This is a genomic window from Streptomyces sp. NPDC045022, from assembly GCF_056432605.1.
Genome location: NZ_JBWKIR010000012.1, coordinates 122,814 through 141,967, shown reverse-complemented (window position 1 = coordinate 141,967; position 19,154 = coordinate 122,814). Strand labels below are relative to the sequence as shown.

17 protein-coding genes and 2 pseudogenes are annotated in these 19,154 nt (G+C 72.8%); 7 read left to right on the top strand and 12 right to left on the bottom strand.

What is annotated here, in order from left to right:
- Positions 1 to 46 precede the first annotated feature (46 nt).
- On the bottom strand, positions 47 to 496 hold the full coding sequence (locus AC07C1_RS22615; RefSeq protein WP_478941536.1) for a hypothetical protein: 450 nt from the start codon (positions 494 to 496) through the stop codon (positions 47 to 49).
- Between the two features lie 165 nt (positions 497 to 661).
- On the opposite strand from AC07C1_RS22615, the gene AC07C1_RS22610 reads away from it, so the two are divergent.
- On the top strand, positions 662 to 925 hold the full coding sequence (locus AC07C1_RS22610) for a GlsB/YeaQ/YmgE family stress response membrane protein (protein WP_478941534.1): 264 nt from the start codon (positions 662 to 664) through the stop codon (positions 923 to 925).
- A 176-nt stretch (positions 926 to 1,101) separates the two neighbouring features.
- Here AC07C1_RS22610 and AC07C1_RS22605 read toward each other — a convergent pair whose 3' ends face one another.
- Together AC07C1_RS22605 and AC07C1_RS22600 are read right to left on the bottom strand one after the other, a co-directional pair.
- A complete protein-coding gene (locus AC07C1_RS22605; protein WP_478941532.1) occupies positions 1,102 to 1,974 on the bottom strand; it encodes a trypsin-like serine protease in 873 nt (290 codons plus the stop codon).
- Positions 1,975 to 2,258: 284 nt separating this feature from the next.
- Positions 2,259 to 2,768 (bottom strand): ATP-binding protein, encoded by a 510-nt coding sequence (locus AC07C1_RS22600; protein WP_478941530.1) that lies wholly within the window; start codon positions 2,766 to 2,768, stop codon positions 2,259 to 2,261.
- A gap of 182 nt (positions 2,769 to 2,950) precedes the next feature.
- Between AC07C1_RS22600 and AC07C1_RS22595 the strand changes: the two genes are divergently transcribed.
- Positions 2,951 to 3,322 (top strand): STAS domain-containing protein, encoded by a 372-nt coding sequence (locus AC07C1_RS22595; protein ID WP_478941528.1) that lies wholly within the window; start codon positions 2,951 to 2,953, stop codon positions 3,320 to 3,322.
- A gap of 19 nt (positions 3,323 to 3,341) precedes the next feature.
- On the opposite strand, the gene AC07C1_RS22590 is transcribed toward AC07C1_RS22595, so the two are convergent.
- The 5 genes and pseudogenes from AC07C1_RS22590 to AC07C1_RS22570 all read right to left on the bottom strand — a co-directional run bounded on the left by AC07C1_RS22590 (position 3,342) and on the right by AC07C1_RS22570 (position 7,630).
- On the bottom strand, positions 3,342 to 4,127 hold the full coding sequence (locus tag AC07C1_RS22590) for a LamG domain-containing protein (RefSeq protein ID WP_478941527.1): 786 nt from the start codon (positions 4,125 to 4,127) through the stop codon (positions 3,342 to 3,344).
- Positions 4,128 to 4,519: 392 nt separating this feature from the next.
- On the bottom strand, positions 4,520 to 5,116 hold the full coding sequence (locus tag AC07C1_RS22585) for an Rv1733c family protein (RefSeq protein WP_478941526.1): 597 nt from the start codon (positions 5,114 to 5,116) through the stop codon (positions 4,520 to 4,522).
- Positions 5,117 to 5,118: 2 nt separating this feature from the next.
- Positions 5,119 to 5,367, bottom strand: a pseudogene (locus tag AC07C1_RS22580) (BON domain-containing protein); the annotation flags it as partial.
- A 494-nt stretch (positions 5,368 to 5,861) separates the two neighbouring features.
- Entirely contained in the window at positions 5,862 to 6,596 is a 735-nt protein-coding gene (locus AC07C1_RS22575; RefSeq protein WP_478941524.1) for a TIGR03943 family putative permease subunit, read from the bottom strand.
- Positions 6,593 to 7,630 (bottom strand): permease, encoded by a 1,038-nt coding sequence (locus AC07C1_RS22570; RefSeq protein ID WP_478941523.1) that lies wholly within the window; start codon positions 7,628 to 7,630, stop codon positions 6,593 to 6,595. The genes AC07C1_RS22575 and AC07C1_RS22570 overlap by 4 nt, the downstream gene beginning before the upstream one ends.
- 194 nt (positions 7,631 to 7,824) lie before the next feature.
- Between AC07C1_RS22570 and AC07C1_RS22565 the strand changes: the two genes are divergently transcribed.
- The 3 genes from AC07C1_RS22565 to AC07C1_RS22555 all read left to right on the top strand — a co-directional run bounded on the left by AC07C1_RS22565 (position 7,825) and on the right by AC07C1_RS22555 (position 9,816).
- Complete coding sequence (locus AC07C1_RS22565) at positions 7,825 to 8,643, top strand: serine hydrolase (RefSeq protein ID WP_478941522.1); 819 nt, start codon at positions 7,825 to 7,827, stop codon at positions 8,641 to 8,643.
- Positions 8,644 to 8,789: 146 nt separating this feature from the next.
- Positions 8,790 to 9,251, top strand: a complete 462-nt coding sequence (locus AC07C1_RS22560) for a HEAT repeat domain-containing protein (RefSeq protein WP_478941520.1) — start codon at positions 8,790 to 8,792, stop codon at positions 9,249 to 9,251.
- Between the two features lie 151 nt (positions 9,252 to 9,402).
- Positions 9,403 to 9,816 carry an SRPBCC family protein gene (locus AC07C1_RS22555; protein ID WP_478941518.1) on the top strand — a complete coding sequence of 138 codons (414 nt, stop codon included), beginning with the start codon at positions 9,403 to 9,405 and terminating at the stop codon, positions 9,814 to 9,816.
- Between the two features lie 30 nt (positions 9,817 to 9,846).
- Here AC07C1_RS22555 and AC07C1_RS22550 read toward each other — a convergent pair whose 3' ends face one another.
- The 4 genes and pseudogenes from AC07C1_RS22550 to AC07C1_RS22535 all read right to left on the bottom strand — a co-directional run bounded on the left by AC07C1_RS22550 (position 9,847) and on the right by AC07C1_RS22535 (position 17,061).
- Positions 9,847 to 13,938, bottom strand: a complete 4,092-nt coding sequence (locus tag AC07C1_RS22550) for a molybdopterin-dependent oxidoreductase (protein WP_478941516.1) — start codon at positions 13,936 to 13,938, stop codon at positions 9,847 to 9,849.
- A gap of 403 nt (positions 13,939 to 14,341) precedes the next feature.
- A pseudogene (locus AC07C1_RS22545) lies at positions 14,342 to 14,515 on the bottom strand (sugar phosphate isomerase/epimerase); the annotation flags it as partial.
- Between the two features lie 179 nt (positions 14,516 to 14,694).
- Positions 14,695 to 16,269, bottom strand: a complete 1,575-nt coding sequence (locus AC07C1_RS22540; protein WP_478941515.1) for a hypothetical protein — start codon at positions 16,267 to 16,269, stop codon at positions 14,695 to 14,697.
- Between the two features lie 417 nt (positions 16,270 to 16,686).
- A complete protein-coding gene (locus AC07C1_RS22535; protein ID WP_478941514.1) occupies positions 16,687 to 17,061 on the bottom strand; it encodes a VOC family protein in 375 nt (124 codons plus the stop codon).
- Here AC07C1_RS22535 and AC07C1_RS22530 point away from each other — a divergent pair.
- Together AC07C1_RS22530 and AC07C1_RS22525 are read left to right on the top strand one after the other, a co-directional pair.
- A complete protein-coding gene (locus AC07C1_RS22530) occupies positions 17,051 to 17,209 on the top strand; it encodes a hypothetical protein (RefSeq protein WP_478941513.1) in 159 nt (52 codons plus the stop codon). The two genes, AC07C1_RS22535 and AC07C1_RS22530, sit on opposite strands and share 11 nt — an antisense overlap.
- Positions 17,210 to 17,479: 270 nt before the next feature.
- A complete protein-coding gene (locus AC07C1_RS22525) occupies positions 17,480 to 19,024 on the top strand; it encodes a hypothetical protein (protein WP_478941511.1) in 1,545 nt (514 codons plus the stop codon).
- Positions 19,025 to 19,154: the final 130 nt, after the last annotated feature.

Here is a 19,154-nt window from a genome sequence, read left to right as displayed (position 1 = left end):
AGGCCACACTATCGGCGTCCGCGCGGCGGGCCGATCGCTCGTCGGCTCAGCCCCCGGCCGGGGGCGTTTCACGGTCGGGGCCGGTCGGGGGCAGGGAGGTGGTGAAGGTGGTGCCGTGGAAGTCCCGTCCCTGCACCACCGGTCCGGAGAAGGTGCCACCGCTGATCACGTTGTGTACGTCGCCCTCACCGGTGCGCACCTCTCGCGCTCGCTCGTGCCAGTCCCGCAGCCCGGCGCAGAAGCCGGCGTCGACGGCGGCGCGCACCGCCAGAGCCGTGCTCAGCGCCTGTGCGCGCGCCGGGTCGGCCGGGGTCTCCCGCAGACGGGCCAGCTCCACCTCGCCGGAACTCACTTCGGGAGGATCGGCTGCCCCGACCCGGCCGTGCCGGAACGGGCGCCGCACCAGCGCGCTCAGCCCCGCCCAGGCCTGCCGCCCGGCCTCACCGCCGGCACCGCCCGCCAGCGCCCCCAGCAGCGCCACAGAAATGGGATCCACCGCGCACCGTCCTTCCCGCCGCGCCCTCACTGACGGTGGACACCTTACGAGCGCCGACGGTTGCACCTGACACTCCCTCAAGGTTGCCCCGTGCAGCGGCAGGCGTGGCGCGATTTCGAACGGGCACTCGTACGCCACCGACGACAGAGGAGTGGCCTACCCGTCATGGAGATATCCGGAATCATCAGCGCGCTCGTCATCGGCATCGTGATCGGCGTCCTCGGACGGCTCGTCGTGCCCGGCCGCCAGCACATCGGCATCCTGTGGACGGTCGTGGTCGGTATCGTCGCCGCACTCATCGGAACCGCCATCGCGGCCGGTATCGGTGTCGCGGACACCAAGGGCGTCGACTGGATCGAATGGCTCCTGCAGATCGCTCTCGCGGCCCTCGGTGTGGCCGCGCTGAGCCGGGTGAAGGTACTGCACTGACGACACGACACCCGACGGCACCCGTCATCGTCCGGTCCGACCCCGCGGCCCCCGCCAGATGATCCGGCGGGGGCTCTGTGCGCGCGGGGGCCGTGCCGCGAGGCGGCCACGAGGGCGTGACTCCTGTGATGCGGGTGGCTCAGTGGTGCTGCCGGGTCCGGTCCGGCGCTGCGGCGCTAGGGCAGTCTCACGAAGGGGGCCAGGAAGGCTCGGGCTCCGGGAGTGTCCAGGCGGTAGGTGACGTTGGTGGCGTAACAGGGCGTGTCCCCGGTGATGGTGGTGGAGACGAGGACGTTCCTGCCGTCGATGACGGCGAAGTCGGGCCCGCCGGAGTCGCCGTAGCAAGCGCCGCCGTTGCCCTGGGGAGCCGTCATGCCCAGCCGTACCCAGGCGGCGTTGAGGGCGTTGAACGTCACGGGCGCCTTCATGCGGACGCCTCCGCCGGGGTGGGTCTGGCCGCCGGGTCCGTTGGCCGCCTCCTGCGTGCCGTAGCCGGCGACGAACCAGTCGGTGGAGTTCAGCCCCTGCGGGGCGAGGGCGCCCAGTTGGTTCGCGGTCGGCAGGACGGCCGGGGTGAAGGACCAGCGGGAGGCGACCTTGGCGGCGGGCAGCTCGACGACCGCGATGTCGTGCGGATCTGAGGCGGGGCCCGGGTAGTCGGGGTGCGTGTGCGCGATGCCTTCGACGGCGACGGCGTTCGCCTGGGCGGCCGGGTCCCCCGGGTATCGACTGGCAGCGGCGTCGAGCCCCGCTTGCACGTCCTGGTCGAGCGAGACGTAGAAGCGGACGCCGGCCGGCCAGTCGCTGGTGCAGTGTGCGGCGGTCAGAAAGGTGTTCGCGTCGATCATCGTGCCGGAGCACACCCAGTCGACGCGGTCCGGGGTCGCCGGATCGTTGTCATGGTCCCAGGTGGCCACGAGCGCGCCGACCTCGGTGCGTTCGGGTGCCGGTGTGGCGTTGTACGAGTTGATCGCGGAGGAGGGCAGCACCGCGGCGAGCACGGTGGCGCAGGCCGCGGCGGTGACGGCGGTGGCGCGTACGGCTGTCAAGAAGAACCCCTTCACGTGGGTGTTGTGGGTCAGGTGTTCTCCTGTGGGAGGTAGGGAGCATTGAAGTGCGTCCGGCGGTCCGGGACAAGACGCCGCTCAGCGGGTGTCGGCGGGCCCCGGGAGGAACTCCCCGGCGATGCTGGGGACTCGGGCCACCGCGCGCCGACCGGCGGGTGAGTCCCCACCAGGGCGCGCGCGTGGTACGTGCCGCGGTCCTCCGCGCCCGCGCCCAGCACGATCCGGTCTTCGGGTGACCGCGCGCCGGATCCTCAGCGTTCGGCGCGTCAGCGGGAGCCGGGCGCCGTGAGGCCGCCGACGGGGTCGTCCCACAGGGCGATCCGGGCGGTGATGCGCTTGCCGACCGGCTCCCGTCGTGCCTCGAAGCCCTGGACGACGGCCATCACGATCTCCAGACCGTGCTGGCCCACCCGGCCCGGTTCCGCGGCCCTGGCCACGGGCAGGACGGGATCGCTGTCCCAGACCTCCAGCTCCACCGCCCCGTCGGCGATCCCCACCCGCAGCAGTATCGGGCCGGGCGCGTACTTGCAGGCGTTGGTGACCAGCTCGCTGACCACCAACCGCGTCAGATGCATCGTGCGAGCCGTCACCGGCACTCCGTGGACCGCCTGCGCGCGGGCGAGGAAGGATCCCGCCCGGTCGCGGGCCTCGGCGATGCATCCGCCGTCGCCGCCGTCCAGCTCCACCGCGATGTGCGGCGGCTCGCGGTCCGCCGCCAGGGGCCCTTCGGCGAGGGCGCCCGTTTCCCTTCGGACTTGCTTCGTCACCCCGTTCACGCACGGGCTTGTACCCGCGTTCGCCCCCCACATGCCTGCCGATTTCGCACGCGCGGGAACGGTGGCGCACGGGTCCGGTGACAGGCGGGGAGGCGCGGGTATGCATCCTTCGCGTGATCCGGGGCAGCCACCCCGTGGGGGAAGCTCTGGTCAAAGATTCATCGAGCATTGTCGAGGGACGCGTGGGAGACACTTCAGACACCCAGGAACCGGCAGAACCGGACCGGTTGGCGATCAGCCGTGCCGTCGTCCACGGCGTCACCGTGGTCACGGTGACCGGGGAGATCGACCACCACACCTCCGGCCTGCTCCGCCAGGCCCTGGCGCCCGCGGAGTCCGCGGCGGCAGCGCGCACCGTCGCGGACTTCGCCGGCGTGGCCTTCATGGACTCCAGCGGTATCAACGCGCTCATCGCCGCCCATCAGGCCCACATCGCGACCGGTTGGCTTCGGCTGGCGGCCGTCACCAGGCCTGTCCTGCGCACCCTGGAGATCGTCGGCCTCACCACCCTCGTCGACTGCTACCCGAGCGTCCGCGACGCCCTGGAGGCCTGAGCGGGCCTGAGGGGCCCGCTCATCCGGCTGCGCCGTCCGGGGCCGCCGCCTCCCCTGCCCCGCCGGACGCCACGGTGCCCGGCGGGCTCCCGTCCGCTGCCGGACGGCGTACGACCAGACCGCTCACCTCGAACGACATCTCGGCCGTCTCCGGAGCGGGGGCCGGATGATAGCGGCCTGCGCAGACCGACAGGTTGACGATGAGGTAGGCGTGCCAGCGGCGTCCCACGCCCCGCCGGTCCGAGAAGGCCTGCGAGCCGTTCACCCACCAGACGACGGAGTGGGCCCCGAACTCGGTCCGCAGGTCGACCCAGGCGCCGGGGCGGACGGCGTCGTCGCGGAAGGAGGAGCCGGTGCCGCGCACATGGTTGCCGAACTCCAGGAGGTCCGGATGGTCCGGGTGGTATTCGAAGACGTCGATCTCCTGGTCGCCGTCGCGCCAGGTCCAGATCGCCGGCCACGCTCCGACCTCGAGCGGCAGTCGCACCCGGGCTTCCAGCACGTCGCCCGTCCGGAGCCGGAAGTCCTGCTCGCTGCCCTCGGTGGTCAGCAGGCCCGTGTTCCACCTGCCGTCCGGCCGCCGGACGGCTTTGAAGACTCCGGAGCGGCAGTAGGCGGGGTCGGGCACGAGGTAGTCCAGTTTGTCGTCGCCCGGATTCACCGGGCCCCCGTCGGGATAGGCCCATGACCGGCCCGCCACCCACTGTCCGGCGTCCGCGAAGTCCGCGGTGAGGACGGCCTCGGTCGGCGACGGGGAGGAGAGGCGCTGAGCGGGGAACGGGCTGCCCGGAGTCGGTTGCTGCATGCCCGGATGTCTCACCGGCCCCGCTCCGGCCATGCGCCGGGGAGCCTCGTGAAGCCCGCTGAACAACCCCTTCGGGGGATGCGGGGGTGAGGGGGATCCGGATGTGAGCCGGCGCCGCCCGCAGCTCACGCACGGCTGCGGGTCCAGGGCCGGTGGGCCCTGGTGGGCCGGCGATTTCCGTGGTGTGCTGGTAGTGGCGGGAAGGACCCGAGACAGACGCGGGGAAGCGGACGGGAACCGCGCACCGCGCAATCAGGATCCGCGAGAAGCGGATGGCCCTTCCCGTCCTTTCATGTCATGACGTCCTCGACGTGCCGTTCCCGGCCCCGGGCCGCGCTGCCGACTTCGTCGCGGCCGGCGCGGAGTGACAGCACCGGCCCGACAGCGGTCGGTCAGGTGCCGCTGAGGTTTCCCCACCGGGGCCCGATCTGCTTCCACTCCTCGTCCCACTCGGCCATGCGCCGCCGGATGAGCCGGCTGCGGAGGACCCAGCCCGCGCCCCAGACGGCCGCAGCGGCCGACGGAGCCACCAGGGCTCCGGTGAGGGCTGCCTGCAGGTCGGCCGCGGCTCCGGTGACGGGTGCCGAGACCACCCGGTCCGCCCGGTTCGTCCACACCGTCATCCGGCTTCCGGCGGGGGCGCCCGGGAGGACCTTCGCCCGGTCGGTGTGCACCGAGCCGTCCGCGTCCGTCCAGCGCACGGTGGCCCAAACCCGCCCGTCGTCGTATCCGGTCCCGGCAGGCGGTGTCCTCGCCGCGTCGTCGGTGAGGGCGGCGGACACGGCGTGCAGCTTGGCCTGGCGTGCCGAGAACGCCGCGGCGGAGGCGTGTGCCGCCACGACGCCCGCGAAGGCCCCCCCGACCAGGACGAGCACCCAGGTGGCCAGGACGATCCAGGCCTCGACGACGTCGCTGTGCCGTCGAAGCGGGTTGCGCCGCCAGCGCCACAGCCGTTTCGCGGTGACCGTCGTGGGAGGTGTCCGGGTCATCGTCACCGCCTCCTCTCGTGCGCCGGCGGCTTGGCCTCCCGGCGTTGTGGTCCGCTCGGTCGTCCGGCACGTCCGGGTCGAGGTCCGGGTGCCGCGGCCGGTCCGGTCAGCGCGTACCGCACGTCCTCCACGCCCGGCACGGAGGGCGCGAGCCGGACGGCGAGCGGCACCAGGACGGTCTCCCGGACCCGGCCACGGACTCGGCCACCGAGGGTCACAACACCATCGTGCACCTCCCTCCGGATCGCGGCTGTGTGGAGGCCGAAAAGGCCTACGGCGACCCCGCGCCGGACCTCCTCGGTGACGACCCGCGTCGTCCCGCAGCGACATCGCCTTCAGCAGGTCCGAGTGGCTGACGACGCCCAGCGGCGTGCCGTCGGGTGCGCGCCGGGTGGCACTGTGGCGGCGGGACCGGTCAGCGGCTCGCCCGCGGTCGTGGAGTCCGTTGCGGAAACCGGCGGCGCGCCGCACCCGGCTGTGGCGGTGGACGGCGCCTTCAGCCCGGGCCGGCGGCCCGTACGGGACCGTGGGCCGAGTGGGCCCGGCCGGTCAGTCCACCGGGCTCGCCAGGTTGCGCGGGCGGCTCTCGTTCGGCGGTGGCGAGGCGGGGACGCCGGGGGGACTCGGGCTGGCGGGCGCAGAGCACCGGGCGCCGGTGCCGGCACCGGCGAGGACGCGCCGGCTCACGGCCCGGCGGACCGTCTCCACCGTGGCTTCCGGCATCACGCAGGGCGGGGGGCGTGGGTCAGGACGGACGCAGTGGCAGGTCGTCGGTGTAGGCGTTCACCGGCTGGGCGATGGGGCGGACGTCCATGACGTCGAGCGCCGCCTCGGCGGCCCGGGTGCCGAGGGCGCCGTGGGGATGCCAGGTGCCGGTCACCGCCAGCCAGGTGTCGGCGGGTGGCGCCTCGGTGCCGTACATCCGCACCTTGACCGTCTGTGAGTCCGCGGCGCAGCAGGTGAAGATGATGCGGGTGAGGTACCAGCTGTCGTCCTCCTCGGACGGGGTGACGAAGCCCGTCAGCCGGACGGGGCGGCTCCTGATGGCCAGGCTGCGGTCCTGCTGGACGCGCTTGGTGAAGTCCGTGAGGGTCAGCGGCAGCGGCGAGGTCGCGGGCAGCGGAGCGAATCCCCGCTGCACGGTGACCGGCTGGTCGCTCGAACGCGCCGCGGTGTAGGCGCCCAGGGCGGGCGGGGCGTAGAAGAGCAGGCTCAGTGCCGGCAGGAAGAGCAACCAGGCGATGCGCGGGGTGCCGGAGTGGTCGTGGCCGTGCTCGTGGCCCGCGTCCGCAGCGTCCCGGCGCCCGCCCCGGGTGGCCGCTCCCGCCAGGCCGAGCAGCAGCAGTACCGCGCCGGAGACGATCAGCGGGGTACGCAGCCCGGCCTTGACGTACCGCAGGTAGGCGTCGGTGAACAGGGCCGCGTGCAGCAGGCCGATGCCGGTCAGCGACAGGAGCAGTGACTGAACTGGGCGTTTCACAGCAGCGCGCCCCCGATCAGGGCACTCGCGGCGACGGCCACGACGGTGGTCGCCGTGGAGAACCGCCAGGCGAAGGCACGCCCGAAGGTGCCCGCCTGCAGGGCGATGAGCTTCAGGTCGACCATCGGGCCGACGACCATGAAGGCGAGCCGGGCGGTGGGTGAGAAGCCGGCGAGCGAGGCCGCGACGAAGGCGTCGGCCTCCGAGCAGACCGCCAGCAGTACGGCGAGCGCGGCCAGGAAGAGCACCGACAGCCAGGGCGAGCCGGAGAAGGTGTCGAGGACGGAGCGCGGCACGGTGACGTTGAAGGTGGCGGCGGCCATGGCGCCGAAGACGAGGAAGCCGCCGGCGTGCAGGAAGTCGTGCTGGAAGCCGAGGCGGAACTCGCTCCAGCGGCTGTGGCCGTGCTGGTGGCCGGTGTGCCGGTGGCGCAGGGCGGGCCGCAGCCACTTCTCCCTGCCCAGCCAGAGCCACAGCCAGCCCATCACGGCCGCCGTGGCGAGCGAGGCGAGCAGCCGGGCGGCCACCATCGCGGGACTGCCCGGGAAGGCGACGGCGGTGGCCGTCAGCACGACCGGGTTGATGGCGGGCGCGGACAGCAGGAACGCGAAGGCGGCGGCCGGGGTGACGCCCTGGCGGATCAGGCTGTGGGCGACGGGTACGGAGGCGCACTCGCAGCCCGGCAGCACCGCGCCCGCGGCTCCGGCGACGGGCACGGCGAGAGCGGCCCGGCGGGGCAGCACCCTGGTGAACAGGTCGGCCGGTACGAAGGCGTTGATGGCGCCGGACAGGGCGGTGCCGAGGAGGAGGAAGGGGAGCGCCTGGATGGTGATCGCCAGGCAGACGGTGCGCCAGGCCTGGACGGCCGGCTGGTTCAGCCACTGTGTGCCGGTGAGGAGGAGCACGACCGTGGCACCGGCCGCGATCGTGAGAGCGGCGCCCACCGACCGCGGCCGGATGCGGCGCAGGGGCGGAATGACGGGTACGACCGCCACACCCTCGGCCACACCAACCAATTCATCCGTTTTTTTCATTATCACTCCGGATGTCCGTGTCCGGCCGACGATAAGCGAGGACGGCGACCCGGCCGCGTGTACACGCCGCCCCGGGAGCGACCGGGCCACGCGATGCGCCCCAACGGTGGCTCTTCTCACAATTCGGGCTGAACCGGGTTCGGAGTGACGGGAGCCACGTCGCCGGGGGCACATTTTGTCTACGTTCATGACCCATGTCGTCCCACCCCTCCCCCACCGCACGCTCCAAGGCCGGCGCCCTCGCGGCTTCGGTGGCAGCCCTGCTCTCCCTCGGCCTGCTGTCCCCGGCACCGGCGGCCGCCGCCGGTACCCCGCCCGGCCAGGGGAAGGCGGCGCACGCGACGGCGGCCGTTCTCGACCTGGACGGCGCCGGCCGCACACCTGTGATCCACGGGGCGGACACGGCGTACGACACCGCCAGCATCGTCAAGGTCGACATCCTCGCGGCGCTGCTGCTCAAGGCGCAGGACGCGGGACGGCACCTGACCGCCGAGGAACGCGGGCGCGCCGAGCCGATGATCCAGCGCAGTGACAACGCGGCTGCCAACGCCCTGTGGCGGGAGATCGGCCGCTCACCCGGTCTGGCCGCGGCAAACAAGCGGCTGGGGCTGACCTCGACCACCGGCGGCCCGGGCGCCAAATGGGGGCTGACCCGGACGACCGCGAGTGACCAGATACGGCTGCTCCGCGCCGTCTTCGACAGCGGGAAGACGGCGAACGCGGGCTCCGCCGCGCTGAACTCCGGCTCCCGGGCCTACCTCCGCACCCTGATGAGCCAGGTCGCACCCGAGCAGACCTGGGGAGTCTCGGCGCTCTCCGGCCCCGGCTCCCAGCGGGCACTGAAGAACGGCTGGCTGCAGCGCAACACGACCGGCCTGTGGGACGTCAACAGCGTCGGACAGGTCACCGTGAAGGGGCACCGCTGTCTGGTCGCGGTCCTGTCGAACGGCAGCGCGTCCATGAGCGACGGCATCTCGCTGGTGGAGCGGACGGCGCGCGACGCGGTGGCGTAACGGCGGCCCGGGCCGGACCGCCCGGTGCCGGCCTCGGGGCACTAATGCCGCGGCAGGCAACGTTCGCCCCGTCGCGACGCCCGGCACGCTCCCCCAAGCTCTTCGAGCAGGGGGGACCCCCCACTCGCCGCACCGGCCGAAAGCGCGTGCGCCGCGAGGTGCCCTACGCCTTCTCGTCGGCCGACGGCCCCCTCCCGCAGGCCATCACCGCCGCACTGCTGAGCCTCCTGCGGGACCCGGACGCCGAGGTACGGATCAGGACGTGCAACGTCCTGCGGTACGCCTCGGCCTTCTTCCCCGAAGCCGTCCCGGAACTGATCCTCCGGACCGGGGACGCGCATACCGAGGTACGGCGCGAGGCCGCCGGCACGCTGGCCCAGTCGGCGGACCGCACGCCCGCCGTCACCGAGGCGTTGGCCGCCCTGGTCGGCGACGAGGATCAACGCGTGCGTCTCGAGGCCGCGTACGGACTCGTCCGGCGTGGGGACCCGCGCACGAAGGAGGCGGTAGACCGGGTCGGGCCGCTCGGTGCCGACTTCGAGCACGACCACCGGGCCCACGCGCTGGCGCAGTGGAGAGGGCGGAAGACACAGCCGGCCACGCGGTGAGGGCCTGGGCGTCCGCCGGCGGGCGCATGCTCCGGCAGCACGGGCGTCGCCGGTCGGACGCTCCCCCGCTGCGCGACGTGGGGCCTTTTCGGTCGCTGTCGATGGGGCACGCGGTCGGGGTACGACTTCCCACCGGAGGGGCGGTACGACCATGACAGAGTACGAATGTTCCCGCACGATGCCCGCACAGCCCGAGCAGGTCTTCGACCAGGCGGCCAACGTCACCCAGTTCGACGCCTGGCTCCCGGAGGCCCTGCACGTCGATGTGGAGGACCCGCCGGCCGTCACCGTGCACGAGGACCGCTCCGGCCAGGACATGCCGGCCCTGCTGCGGTCCGAGCCGGACCAGATGCGTCTGGAGTGGGGCAGCCGGGGGCAGGGCAGCTACGCCGGCTGGCTCCAGGTGGCCGGCATCGGCAGCGGTGCCAGCGAGGTGACCGTGCACCTGTCCTTCTTCGAGGACGGTCACGACCCGGGCGAGCAGGCGGTGTCCGACGCGCTCGACGGCAGTCTGCGGCGCCTGGAGGAGCAGGTGCGGATGCGCGTGGACAACGCGGCCGGCTGAGACGCCGGTGAGCCGCGTGACCGGCGGCGGTCAGTACACGTCGCGCACGTACCGCTTGTCGGCGGCGAGCTGTTCGACGTACGCCGCCGCCTCGGCCTCGTCCAGGCCACCGTGGGCGGCCGCGATCTCCCGCAGGGCCCGGTCGACGTCCTTGGCCATGCGGGAGGCGTCGCCGCAGACGTAGAAGTGGGCGCCGTCCCGGAGCCAGGACCACAGCAGCGGACCGTGTTCGCGCATCCGGTCCTGGACGTAGACCTTGGCGCGCTGGTCGCGGGAGAAGGCGGTGTCCAGGCGGGTGAGCGTGCCCTCGGCGAGGAAGGCGGCCAGCTCCTCCTCGTAGTAGAAGTCCGTCGCGCGGTGCTGTTCGCCGAAGAACAGCCAGTTCGGGGCGCGGTGGCCGCGGGCCCGGCGTTCCTCCAGGAAGCCGATGAAGGGCGCTATGCCGGTGCCGGGGCCCACCATCACCGCCGGCGTGGCAGGGTCGGCGGGCGGGCGGAAGTGCGGCGCCCGCTGGACACGGACCGGCACCGGGGTGCCGGGCTCCGCGTCGGCGAGGAAGGGCGAGCACACCCCGTGGCGGGGGCGGCCGGCCAGGTTCTCGTAGCGGACGACGGAGACCGTGAGCGACACCAGGTGGGGGTCGCTCAGCGGGCTGGAGGATATGGAGTACAGGCGGGGCTGCAGGCGTCCCAGCGCATCGGCCCACTCCTGCGCCCCGGCCCGGACGCCGAACTCGGTGACCACGTCCACCGCCTGTCGGCCCCAGGACCACTGTGCCAGCCGGCCCTTGTTGTCCGGGCGCAGCAGCTTGCGCAGTTCGCGCGGGTCGTGTGCGCGGTCGGCGACGAAGCGCAGCAGACCGGGAGTGAGGCGGGTGATGTCCAGGTGGCGGAGCAGGGCCTCGGCGAAGGGCACGTCCGCGACGCCCTTGACCTGAACGGTCGCGTCCGCGTCCAGGCCGGTGACCGCCAGCCACTCCGTCACGAGGTCCGGCCGGTTGACCGGGTGCACCGCCAGCGCGTCGCCGGCCTCGTAGACCACCGGGGTGTCGCCGTCACGGGTGTCGAAGGTGAAGCGCCGGACCTCCTTGCCGGCCCCCGGCAGGCTCAGCAGCCGGTTGCCGGTGAGCCGAGCGGTGACCGGGGCGGGGCGGGCGGGCCGGGGAGCAGCCGGGGCGGCGGGGGCCGGGCCGGGTGCCCGCCGCTCGGTGCTCCGCAGCGCGGTGAGTACCTGGTTCAGCCAGGCTTCGGCCTCGGTCTCGTAGTCCGGTTCACAGTCGGTTCGGGGGGCCAGCCGTACCGCGTCCAGCTCTCGCATGCGCCGGTCGAGGCGGCGGCCGTGGCCGCAGAAGTCGCCGTAGGAGGAGTCCCCGAAGGCCAGGACGGCGTAGCGCCTGCCGTCCAGGCGCGGGGCGCCGGGCGCGGCGAGGGCGTCCCAGAACCCGGCACCGTTGTCCGGGGCGTCACCATCACCGAAGGTGCTCGTGATCAGCAGCAGGTCGGCACCGGACGGCAGCGCGGCGGGGTCGGCCTCCGCCATGGGCAGCAGGGAGGCGGGGTGGCCGTCCGCGGTGAGCCGCTCCACCGTGGTGGTCGCGAACTCCTCCGCGTTCCCGGTCTGCGAAGCCCAGAGGATCACCACCTGGCGGCGAGGGGTGTCCGCGGGCGGGGCGTACGGCCGCGGGGCGCCGCCGGGGCCGTACGTCGGGGACGGCGTCGCCTCGGTCCTGGAGTACATGCCGGCCAGCACGCCGTTCACCCACAGGGCGTGCTCCGGGCTGAACGGGGCGTCCGGCGGGAGCACCGGTACACCCCGAGCGCCCGACGGGATGCCGGCCAGGAAGCCGGTCAGGTACTGGCGTTCGTGTTCGGCCAGGACCGGCGGCGGCGCGGGTTCCCACCCGAACGGGGCGGGAACGGACGCGGTGGGGAGGGGGGTGGAGGGAAGGGATGCGGGCGGCAGCGGGGCCACAGCGCGCGCCGTCGGCGCCGGAGCGGTGGCCGGTGCGGCCACCGGGGCCGGAGCCCGCACCGTCACCGGGGTGGCCACCTTGGTCAGCGACACCGCGCACACCTTGAACTCGGGCTGGAACGACAGGGGGTCTACGGCGTCGCTGGTCACCGCGTTGACGCTCAGGTACTCCCCGAACAGGTCGTTCCAGTGGAACGGCGCGAAACAGCAGCCCGGCCGCACCCGGTCGGTGACGACGGCCGGCAGCACGGCCCGCCCGCGCCGCGAGGCGACCTCCACCGAATCCCCCTCGGCCAGGCCCAGCGCGGCCGCGTCCTCAGGGTGCACCTCCACGAAGGGTCCGGGGTCGAGCTTGTTCAGCTTGGCCACCTTGGCCGTCTTCGTCAGCGTGTGCCACTGGTGCTGGAGGCGGCCGGTGTTGAGCACGTACGGGTAGTCGTCGTCGGGCATTTCGGCCGCCGGTATGTGCGGGCGGGCGTAGAACACGGCACGGCCGCTCACGGTCGGGAAGCTCGGCGAGCCGTTCTCGTCGAGGTACCGGATCGGATTACGGTCGGGCCCCTGCGTACCGGCCGCCGGCCACTGCACCGGGGTGGAACGCAGCCGCTCGTAGCTCACCCCGCGCAGGTCCCAGCCGGTCGCCGGGTTCCAGGCACGCTTGATCTCCTCGAAGATCTCCTCGGCGCTGTCGTACGCGAAGCCCTTCTCGTATCCCATCGCGCGGGCCACGGCGGCGATGATCCGCCAGTCCGCCATCGCCTCGCCGGGCGGATCCGCGGCCCGCTGGGCGAGCGTGAGGTTGCGCTCACTGTTGATCAGCACGCCCTCGCTCTCGGTCCACAGTGCGCCGGGCAGTACGACATCGGCGTACGCGTTCGTCTCCGTCTCGGCGAACACGTCCTGCGTGACGATGAACTCGGCGGCCTCCAGGCCCTCGATGACCGTCTTGCGGTTGGCGACGGACGCGACCGGGTTGGTGCAGATGATCCAGCACGCCTTGATGTCCCCGTCGGCCATCTTCCGGAACATCTCGATCGTGCCCTGGCCGACACCGTCGGCGCGCAGCGTGCCGGGCTCCAGCTCCCACAGCTCCTCGACGAAGGCCCGGTCGGCTTCGGCGAGCACGGACCGCTGTCCGGGCAGCCCCGGCCCCATGTAGCCCATCTCCCGGCCGCCCATGGCGTTGGGCTGCCCGGTGAGGGAGAACGGCCCGCTGCCGGGGCGGCAGATCGCGCCGGTTGCGAGGTGCAGGTTGACCAGGGCGTTGGTGTTCCAGGTGCCGTGCGTGGACTGGTTCAGGCCCATCGTCCAGCAGCTCGTCCACTCCCCCGCCTCGCCGATCAGCCGGGCGGCCTCGCGGATGTCGTCCTCGGGGATGCCGGTGATGTCGGCGACGGTCGCGGGCGGATAGTCGGCGAGGAACTCGGGCATCGCCTCCCAGCCCTCGGTGTGCGTGGCGACGAAAGCGGCGTCGGTGTGGCCGTTCGCGTGCAGCAGCTGCAGCAGCCCGTTGAGCAGGGCGAGATCCGTGCCGGGCTTGATCTGCAGGAACAGGTCGGCCTTGGCCGCGGTGGCGGTGCGCCGGGGGTCGACGACGATCAGCTTGGCACCCGCCGACTTCACCCGGTCCATCATCCGCAGGAAGAGGATGGGATGGCAGTCGGCCATGTTCGAGCCGATGACGAAGAAGACATCGGCCCGGTCGAAGTCCTGGTACGAACCGGGCGGCCCGTCCGCGCCGAGCGACAGCTTGTAACCGGTACCGGCGCTCGCCATGCACAGCCGGGAGTTCGACTCGATCCGGTTGGTCCGGACGAAGCCCTTGGCCAGCTTGTTCGCCAGGTACTGCGCCTCCAGGCTCATCTGCCCGGAGACGTAGAGGGCGACCGCGTCGGGGCCGTGCTCGTCGATGATCGCGCGCAGGCGGCGGGCGGTCTCGGCGACGGCGGCCGCCAGGGGCGCGGGCTGTGGCTCCTCGCCGCGGTCCGCCCGGACCAGCGCGGTGGTCAGCCGGCCCGGGGCGGCGAGCATGTCGGCGGTGGTCGCGCCCTTGGTGCACAGCCGGCCGAAGTTGGCCGGGTGCTCCTTGTCCCCGGTCGCCTTCAGGACCGTACGCCGCCCGTCCGGTCCCCTGCCGACGTCGAGGACCATGCCGCAGCCCACCCCGCAGTACGAGCAGACCGTCCGCACCGTCGTCGTGCCCTCACTGCGCGAGCCCGGCGCGGCCACGGGCGTCTCCCTTCCGCTGTACTCGACCTGATCCCACCCTTCGTGACCGTACGAACCGCTCATTACACGGGTGTCTCCGTCCCTGCTCACCAGGGGTTAAGCCCACCGCACACAGCCTGGCGGGCAGGTGTGAGCACCGGGCGGGCAGCCGGCACGGCACCACCCGGCACAGGGGCCTCCCCGGTGTCCGCGGGAGGCCTCTGTGCCGGGTGGTGCCGTGCCCCTAGTCCCGCAGCGCCGCCAGGTTGCGGTAACCGATGGCCGCGTGTTGCAGCGACCGGGCCGGGTCGGTGGCGCTCGGGGCGTTGTCCTGCTCGATCATCGGGTCGTAGGCGATCTCGCTGGGATGGCCCTCGTGCGCGAACCGCACACCCTCGGAGTCGAAGACGTCGAGGATGGGGTTCCAGCGTGTGGCGAAGTCCCCGTAACCGCGTTCGATCATGGACTCGGGAGCGGGTGGGAACATCGCGACCAGGTGCCAGATCGCGGAGCCGGTGAACAGGGGCAGGTCGGCCCACTGGCCGGTGAACAGGGTGAACGGGCGCGGCATGGGCGGGCCTCCTCAGTCCCCGATGGGGGTGGAGACGGAGTTCTTCTCGGCGCTCTCCTCCACCGCCGCGAGGACGCGCTCGAATCCGACGTGCTCGTCCAACGGCTGGGCGGCCGGTGCCCTTTGCGCTAGGAAGTGGAGCCCAGGGTCTGGGTCGTGTAGGCGCACTCCGTGTAGATGTATCCGGACCGGAGCTTGGCGGTGTCCGAGGCCGGGGTGGCGGTGCTGCTGCCGTTCGGCTTGTGCACGAAGTACGTGGTGCCGACCGGGAGGCTGATGGTGCGCTGCGGGTAGTCCTTGCCGCTGTCGTTGCACGGCTTGAAGCCGATGATCAGCGTGCTGGCGAGCGAGTACGACTTGCAGCTGCCACAGCCCTTGAGGGTGAAAGTGCCGGTGACCGGGCCGGTGTAGAGCACGGTGACGTCGTCGGGACTGTCGTTCTTGACGGTGACGGAGATGCTGCCGCCGGAGGCGGTGGTGGGCAGCTTCTTGCCGGCCGCCGGGAGCGTCTGGGCGACCTCGGCGGCTATGGCGATCTTCTTGGCGCGGTCCCGGTTCTTGCCGTGCTTGTCGTCCGAGACGAACTGCTCCATGGTCTTCTGCGCCGCGTCGAAGTCGCCGTCCTTGTACTGGTCGACTCCGCAGGCGTATTCGCCCGCGTCGCCGCTGGTCTCCGCGCGTCCGGCGGCCTTCGCCAGTCCGCCGTCCGTGTCGCCCGACGACGTCGACAGGGCGCTGATCCGGGTGTTCAGGTCGCGCAACCGCTCGACGGCCGCGCAGGGTTCGTTCCCGCCGACGGCCTTCTGCGCCTTCCGCACCGCCGAGTCGACGGCGGGCACCACCTTGGTCGCCGACCCGGAGTCCGGGAAGGTGTCCAACAGGTCACCGAAGCGCGTGGGCCAGTCCGCCTCGCCCGCGTCGAGGCCCTGCGACCCGCACTCGTACAGCGAGGTCGCGAGCCGGTCGTCGGGCCAGCGGGCCAACGATCCGAGCTGCTCCTTCGGGAACGTGCGGGGCACCGAACGCAGGTACTTGAGCGGTTCTATGGCTTCGCAGTACTCCTGGTGGCCGTAGGCCGCGCCGACCGTCGCGTAGTAGGTCCGCAGACTGTCGGGGAGCTGTCGGGCCGCGCGGGAGCCGGAGTGGTTCACCGCGAGGTCACGGTAGACCTCCAGGGCCGTCCGGTAGTCCGAGGTGGCGGCGGTGAAGGCCTGCCGGCCGCTTTTGGCGACCAGCTGATCGGCCTGGTCCAGACGGTCCACAAGCGCCTGTTCCACGGCTTCGTCATGGGCGTCCTCGTACCAGAGGCCGCCACCGGCCGGTACGGCGAGCAGCAGCACGCCCAGCAGTGCCGCGAGGGGTGCGTTCCCCAGCCAGGTCAGCCGGGTGCGCAGTCCGACGAACCCGCCGTGGACGGCCGCGAGCAGCAGGAGGACGGCGTAGGCGACGACCGCGACTCCCGGGACGCCGTCGGCGTCGGCGGGCAGCGCCACGAGCAGCAGAATGCCGGTCGCCACCCAGCAGGCGGCCATCGGCAGCCATCGCCGTACGAGCGCGTACCCGAGCCCCAGACCGCTCAGGTTCAGCAGCGCGACCGCGACGGCCCGCAGGGCGTCCGGCGGCGCGGGCGGCGGGCTCGCCGGCATGGGCGGCAGTGGCGGCCCCGCGAACCCCTGGCTCGGACCGTACGGACCTCCGGACATGATGGCTCCCCCCATCGACCGCGCCCCCATGACTGCGGACCCGCAGTGTACGGGCGCGAGGCCGCCGTTGTCAGAGGAACGAACACCGGTTCGGTTGTTGAGGTTTGAACAGGCTGCCCGGTCCCGGGGCGGGGGCTCCGGGACCAGGCGGAACGGCTGGACGAGCGGGCCAGGACCGCCGTGGCCGGTTCCACGACCTCGCCGCGTGCGTACGGGCGCACACGGCCCGTCCGCTGAATGCGATGGTGGGAGTGCTCCGCCATGATCTCTCGCGCCACGTCCACGGCGACCTCGGCGACGACGCGGCCCTGGTCACGGTGGAGCGCCTGCCCGGCCCGCCACAGGACGGGCCGCGCCGGCCTCGGAGGTGCCTGGGCGGGTGCCGCGTTTCGGATGCCCGCCCAGGCGTTCCCCCGGTTACAGGTAGGGGCGGGTGATCAGCTCGATCGCGTGACCGGCCGGGTCCTTGAAGTACACCCCGCGACCGCCGTGCTCGGTGTTGGTCTCGCCGGCGCGGCGCATCTGCGGATCCGCCCAGTGCTCGACGCCGCCGTCACACAGCCGCCGATACGCCCGATCGAACAGCTCGTCGTCGATCAGGAACGCGTAATGCTGCATCTGGATCTCCACCGGCGGCTCGGCGAACTGAAGCAGCACGCCGTCGTTCAGCTGGATGTTGGTGAACGGTCCCCAGGACGGTGCTTCCGGAAGTTCCAGCAACTCCCGGAAGAACCGAGCCGACTCGTTGCGGTCCTTGGCGGCGATGATGGTGTGGTTGAACGTGACTGTCATTCGGTTGACCTCGCTGTTGTTCGACACGATGAACGGGCTCGCGATGCGCGAGCGCTGGGAGGTCCGCGTGCCGAACGGAGGGGGTGCCTTCTCCGCACCCGCCCTGCGGTCAGCCGTCCACCGGATCGCCGATCTCTGCGTGGCGTAGTGCCGGTCCGGTGTTCACGGCCGGTGACTCTACTCGACCTGCCCGGCAGCCACAACGCCGGCCGGGGATCGCGGGTACGCCCGGCGCCCGATCCGCCGCGACGGTCGCCGCCGATGGCGTCCGCGCCCGCTGACCGACGTTTTCCGGTGCCCCGAACCCGCTCGATTCCCCTGGGCGGCCCAATGCCGGTGCGCCGGAGGGGCGAGGGTCCGTGAGGGGTGTGACCGTGGTGGAAGTAATGCCCGGGTGCACCGATGGCGAGGAGGCGGCATGGCGGACGGAGCCGGCGGGACAGGCACGGTGAGCGCTGCCGTGATGGACGGCGCCGACGCGGCGTACGGGTCGCCCGGTGGTGCCTTCGGGCAGGTGAGTGCCGTCGCGGACGCCGTGCTGTACGAGGGCTACCTGCTCTATCCGTATCGCCGGTCCTCGCCGAAGAACCGGGTCCGCTGGCAGTTCGGGGTGCTGCTGCCCCGGAACTGGGTGGAGCGGGACGGGCCGGTCACGCCCGGCATCTCCGGCTCCGCGGACTCGTGGTACCAGCAGACGGAGTGTCTGCTGCGGGTCCGGCGCGACGACGCGGTCGTACGGGTGCGGGTGCGGTATCTGCAGATGCAGGACAAGCAGGTTGAGGCGGCCGACGGGGACGGGAGGCACCACCCGGTCGAGTCCCTGCGGACGGACGACGGCGTCACCCATCTGTCGTTCGAGGAGGCAGTACCGCGCGAGACCGAACTGGCGCTGCCGCTGGAGGAGCTGCTGCGGGGCGGACGTACCGTCGCGGTGGGGGCGCCCGCCGGTGCGGAGTACGAGCCGTTGCCGTCGGCGGCGGGGCGGACGGTGCGGCGGCGCCGGGAGGTGCGGGCCGGCATGACGGTCGTGGCCGAGCCACTCGCACCGGACCTGTGCCGGCTGCGGGTGCGCACCGAGAACGCCGCGGACGCGGCGGACCCCGGGGCGCCTCGCGGTGCGGCACTGCGGCACGCGCTGCTCGCCACGCACACCCTTGTCGGCGGGGACGGCGTGGAGTTCGTGTCGCTGATCGATCCGCCCGCGGCCCACGCGGAGCAGGTGCGCAACTGCCGCAACGCCTTCACGTTTCCCGTGCTCGGCGGCGCGCCTCAGGAGAGCGGGACGGGTGCCGTCATGCTCTCCGCCCCCATCATCCTCCCGGACCATCCGCAGGTGGCGCCGGAGAGCCCCGGTGATCTGCACGACGCTGCCGAGATCGACGAGATCCTCACGCTGCGCACGATGCTTCTGACCGACGAGGAGAAGGCCGAGGCGCGCGCCACCGATCCGCGGGCCGCGCAGATCCTCGACCGGGTGGACAACATGCCCCCGGAGGTCTTCGCCCGGCTGCACGGCACCATCCGCTCCCTGACCCCCACTCAACCCTCGACGGCCGGGCGGCCCGCCTGGTGGCAGGAGGGCGGTGACGACGGGCTGTCCCCGGCGACCGACACGGTGCTCGTGGGCGCGGTGCCCGTCGGAGCCGGCAGCCGGGTGCGGCTGCGTCCGCGCGGCCGGGGCGCCGATGCCCAGGACATGTTCCTGGACGGGCGGACCGCGCAGGTCGCCGCGGTCTTCCACGACGTGGACGGCAGCGTCCAGCTGGCCGTCACCGTCGAGGACGACCCCGCGGCCGAACTCCACGGCTGGTACGGCCGCTTCCACTACTTCCGGCCCGACGAGCTCGAACCGCTCGCAAGCGCGGACGCGCCCGGTCCGGTCCGACCACCCCGGCCGCAGTCCCCGCGGCCCGCGCGTCCGGCCGACCGGTCGGAGAAGGGACGGTTCGATGGACGCTCCTGAGGCGCCGGCGCACCGGCAGCGGATGACCGGGCAGTTGTGCCGCGACTACGGCGGGGCCGGCTCCGGCCGCCGGCGGTGGCGCGGCGAACCCCTGGCACCGACCCACGCGGCCCCGTCGGCCGCGGTCCAC

Excerpts from the sequence above, each read along its gene's own strand:
- AC07C1_RS22590 (WP_478941527.1), bottom strand. The coding sequence starts at position 4,127 with ATGCAGCAACCGACTCCGGGCAGCCCGTTCCCCGCTCAGCGCCTCTCC.
- AC07C1_RS22565 (WP_478941522.1), top strand. The coding sequence starts at position 7,825 with ATGTCGTCCCACCCCTCCCCCACCGCACGCTCCAAGGCCGGCGCCCTC.
- AC07C1_RS22610 (WP_478941534.1), top strand. The coding sequence starts at position 662 with ATGGAGATATCCGGAATCATCAGCGCGCTCGTCATCGGCATCGTGATC.
- AC07C1_RS22535 (WP_478941514.1), bottom strand. The coding sequence starts at position 17,061 with ATGACAGTCACGTTCAACCACACCATCATCGCCGCCAAGGACCGCAAC.
- AC07C1_RS22525 (WP_478941511.1), top strand. The coding sequence starts at position 17,480 with ATGGCGGACGGAGCCGGCGGGACAGGCACGGTGAGCGCTGCCGTGATG.
- AC07C1_RS22570 (WP_478941523.1), bottom strand. The coding sequence starts at position 7,630 with ATGAAAAAAACGGATGAATTGGTTGGTGTGGCCGAGGGTGTGGCGGTC.
- AC07C1_RS22540 (WP_478941515.1), bottom strand. The coding sequence starts at position 16,269 with ATGTCCGGAGGTCCGTACGGTCCGAGCCAGGGGTTCGCGGGGCCGCCA.
- AC07C1_RS22550 (WP_478941516.1), bottom strand. The coding sequence starts at position 13,938 with ATGGTCCTCGACGTCGGCAGGGGACCGGACGGGCGGCGTACGGTCCTG.
- AC07C1_RS22555 (WP_478941518.1), top strand. The coding sequence starts at position 9,403 with ATGACAGAGTACGAATGTTCCCGCACGATGCCCGCACAGCCCGAGCAG.
- AC07C1_RS22585 (WP_478941526.1), bottom strand. The coding sequence starts at position 5,116 with ATGACCCGGACACCTCCCACGACGGTCACCGCGAAACGGCTGTGGCGC.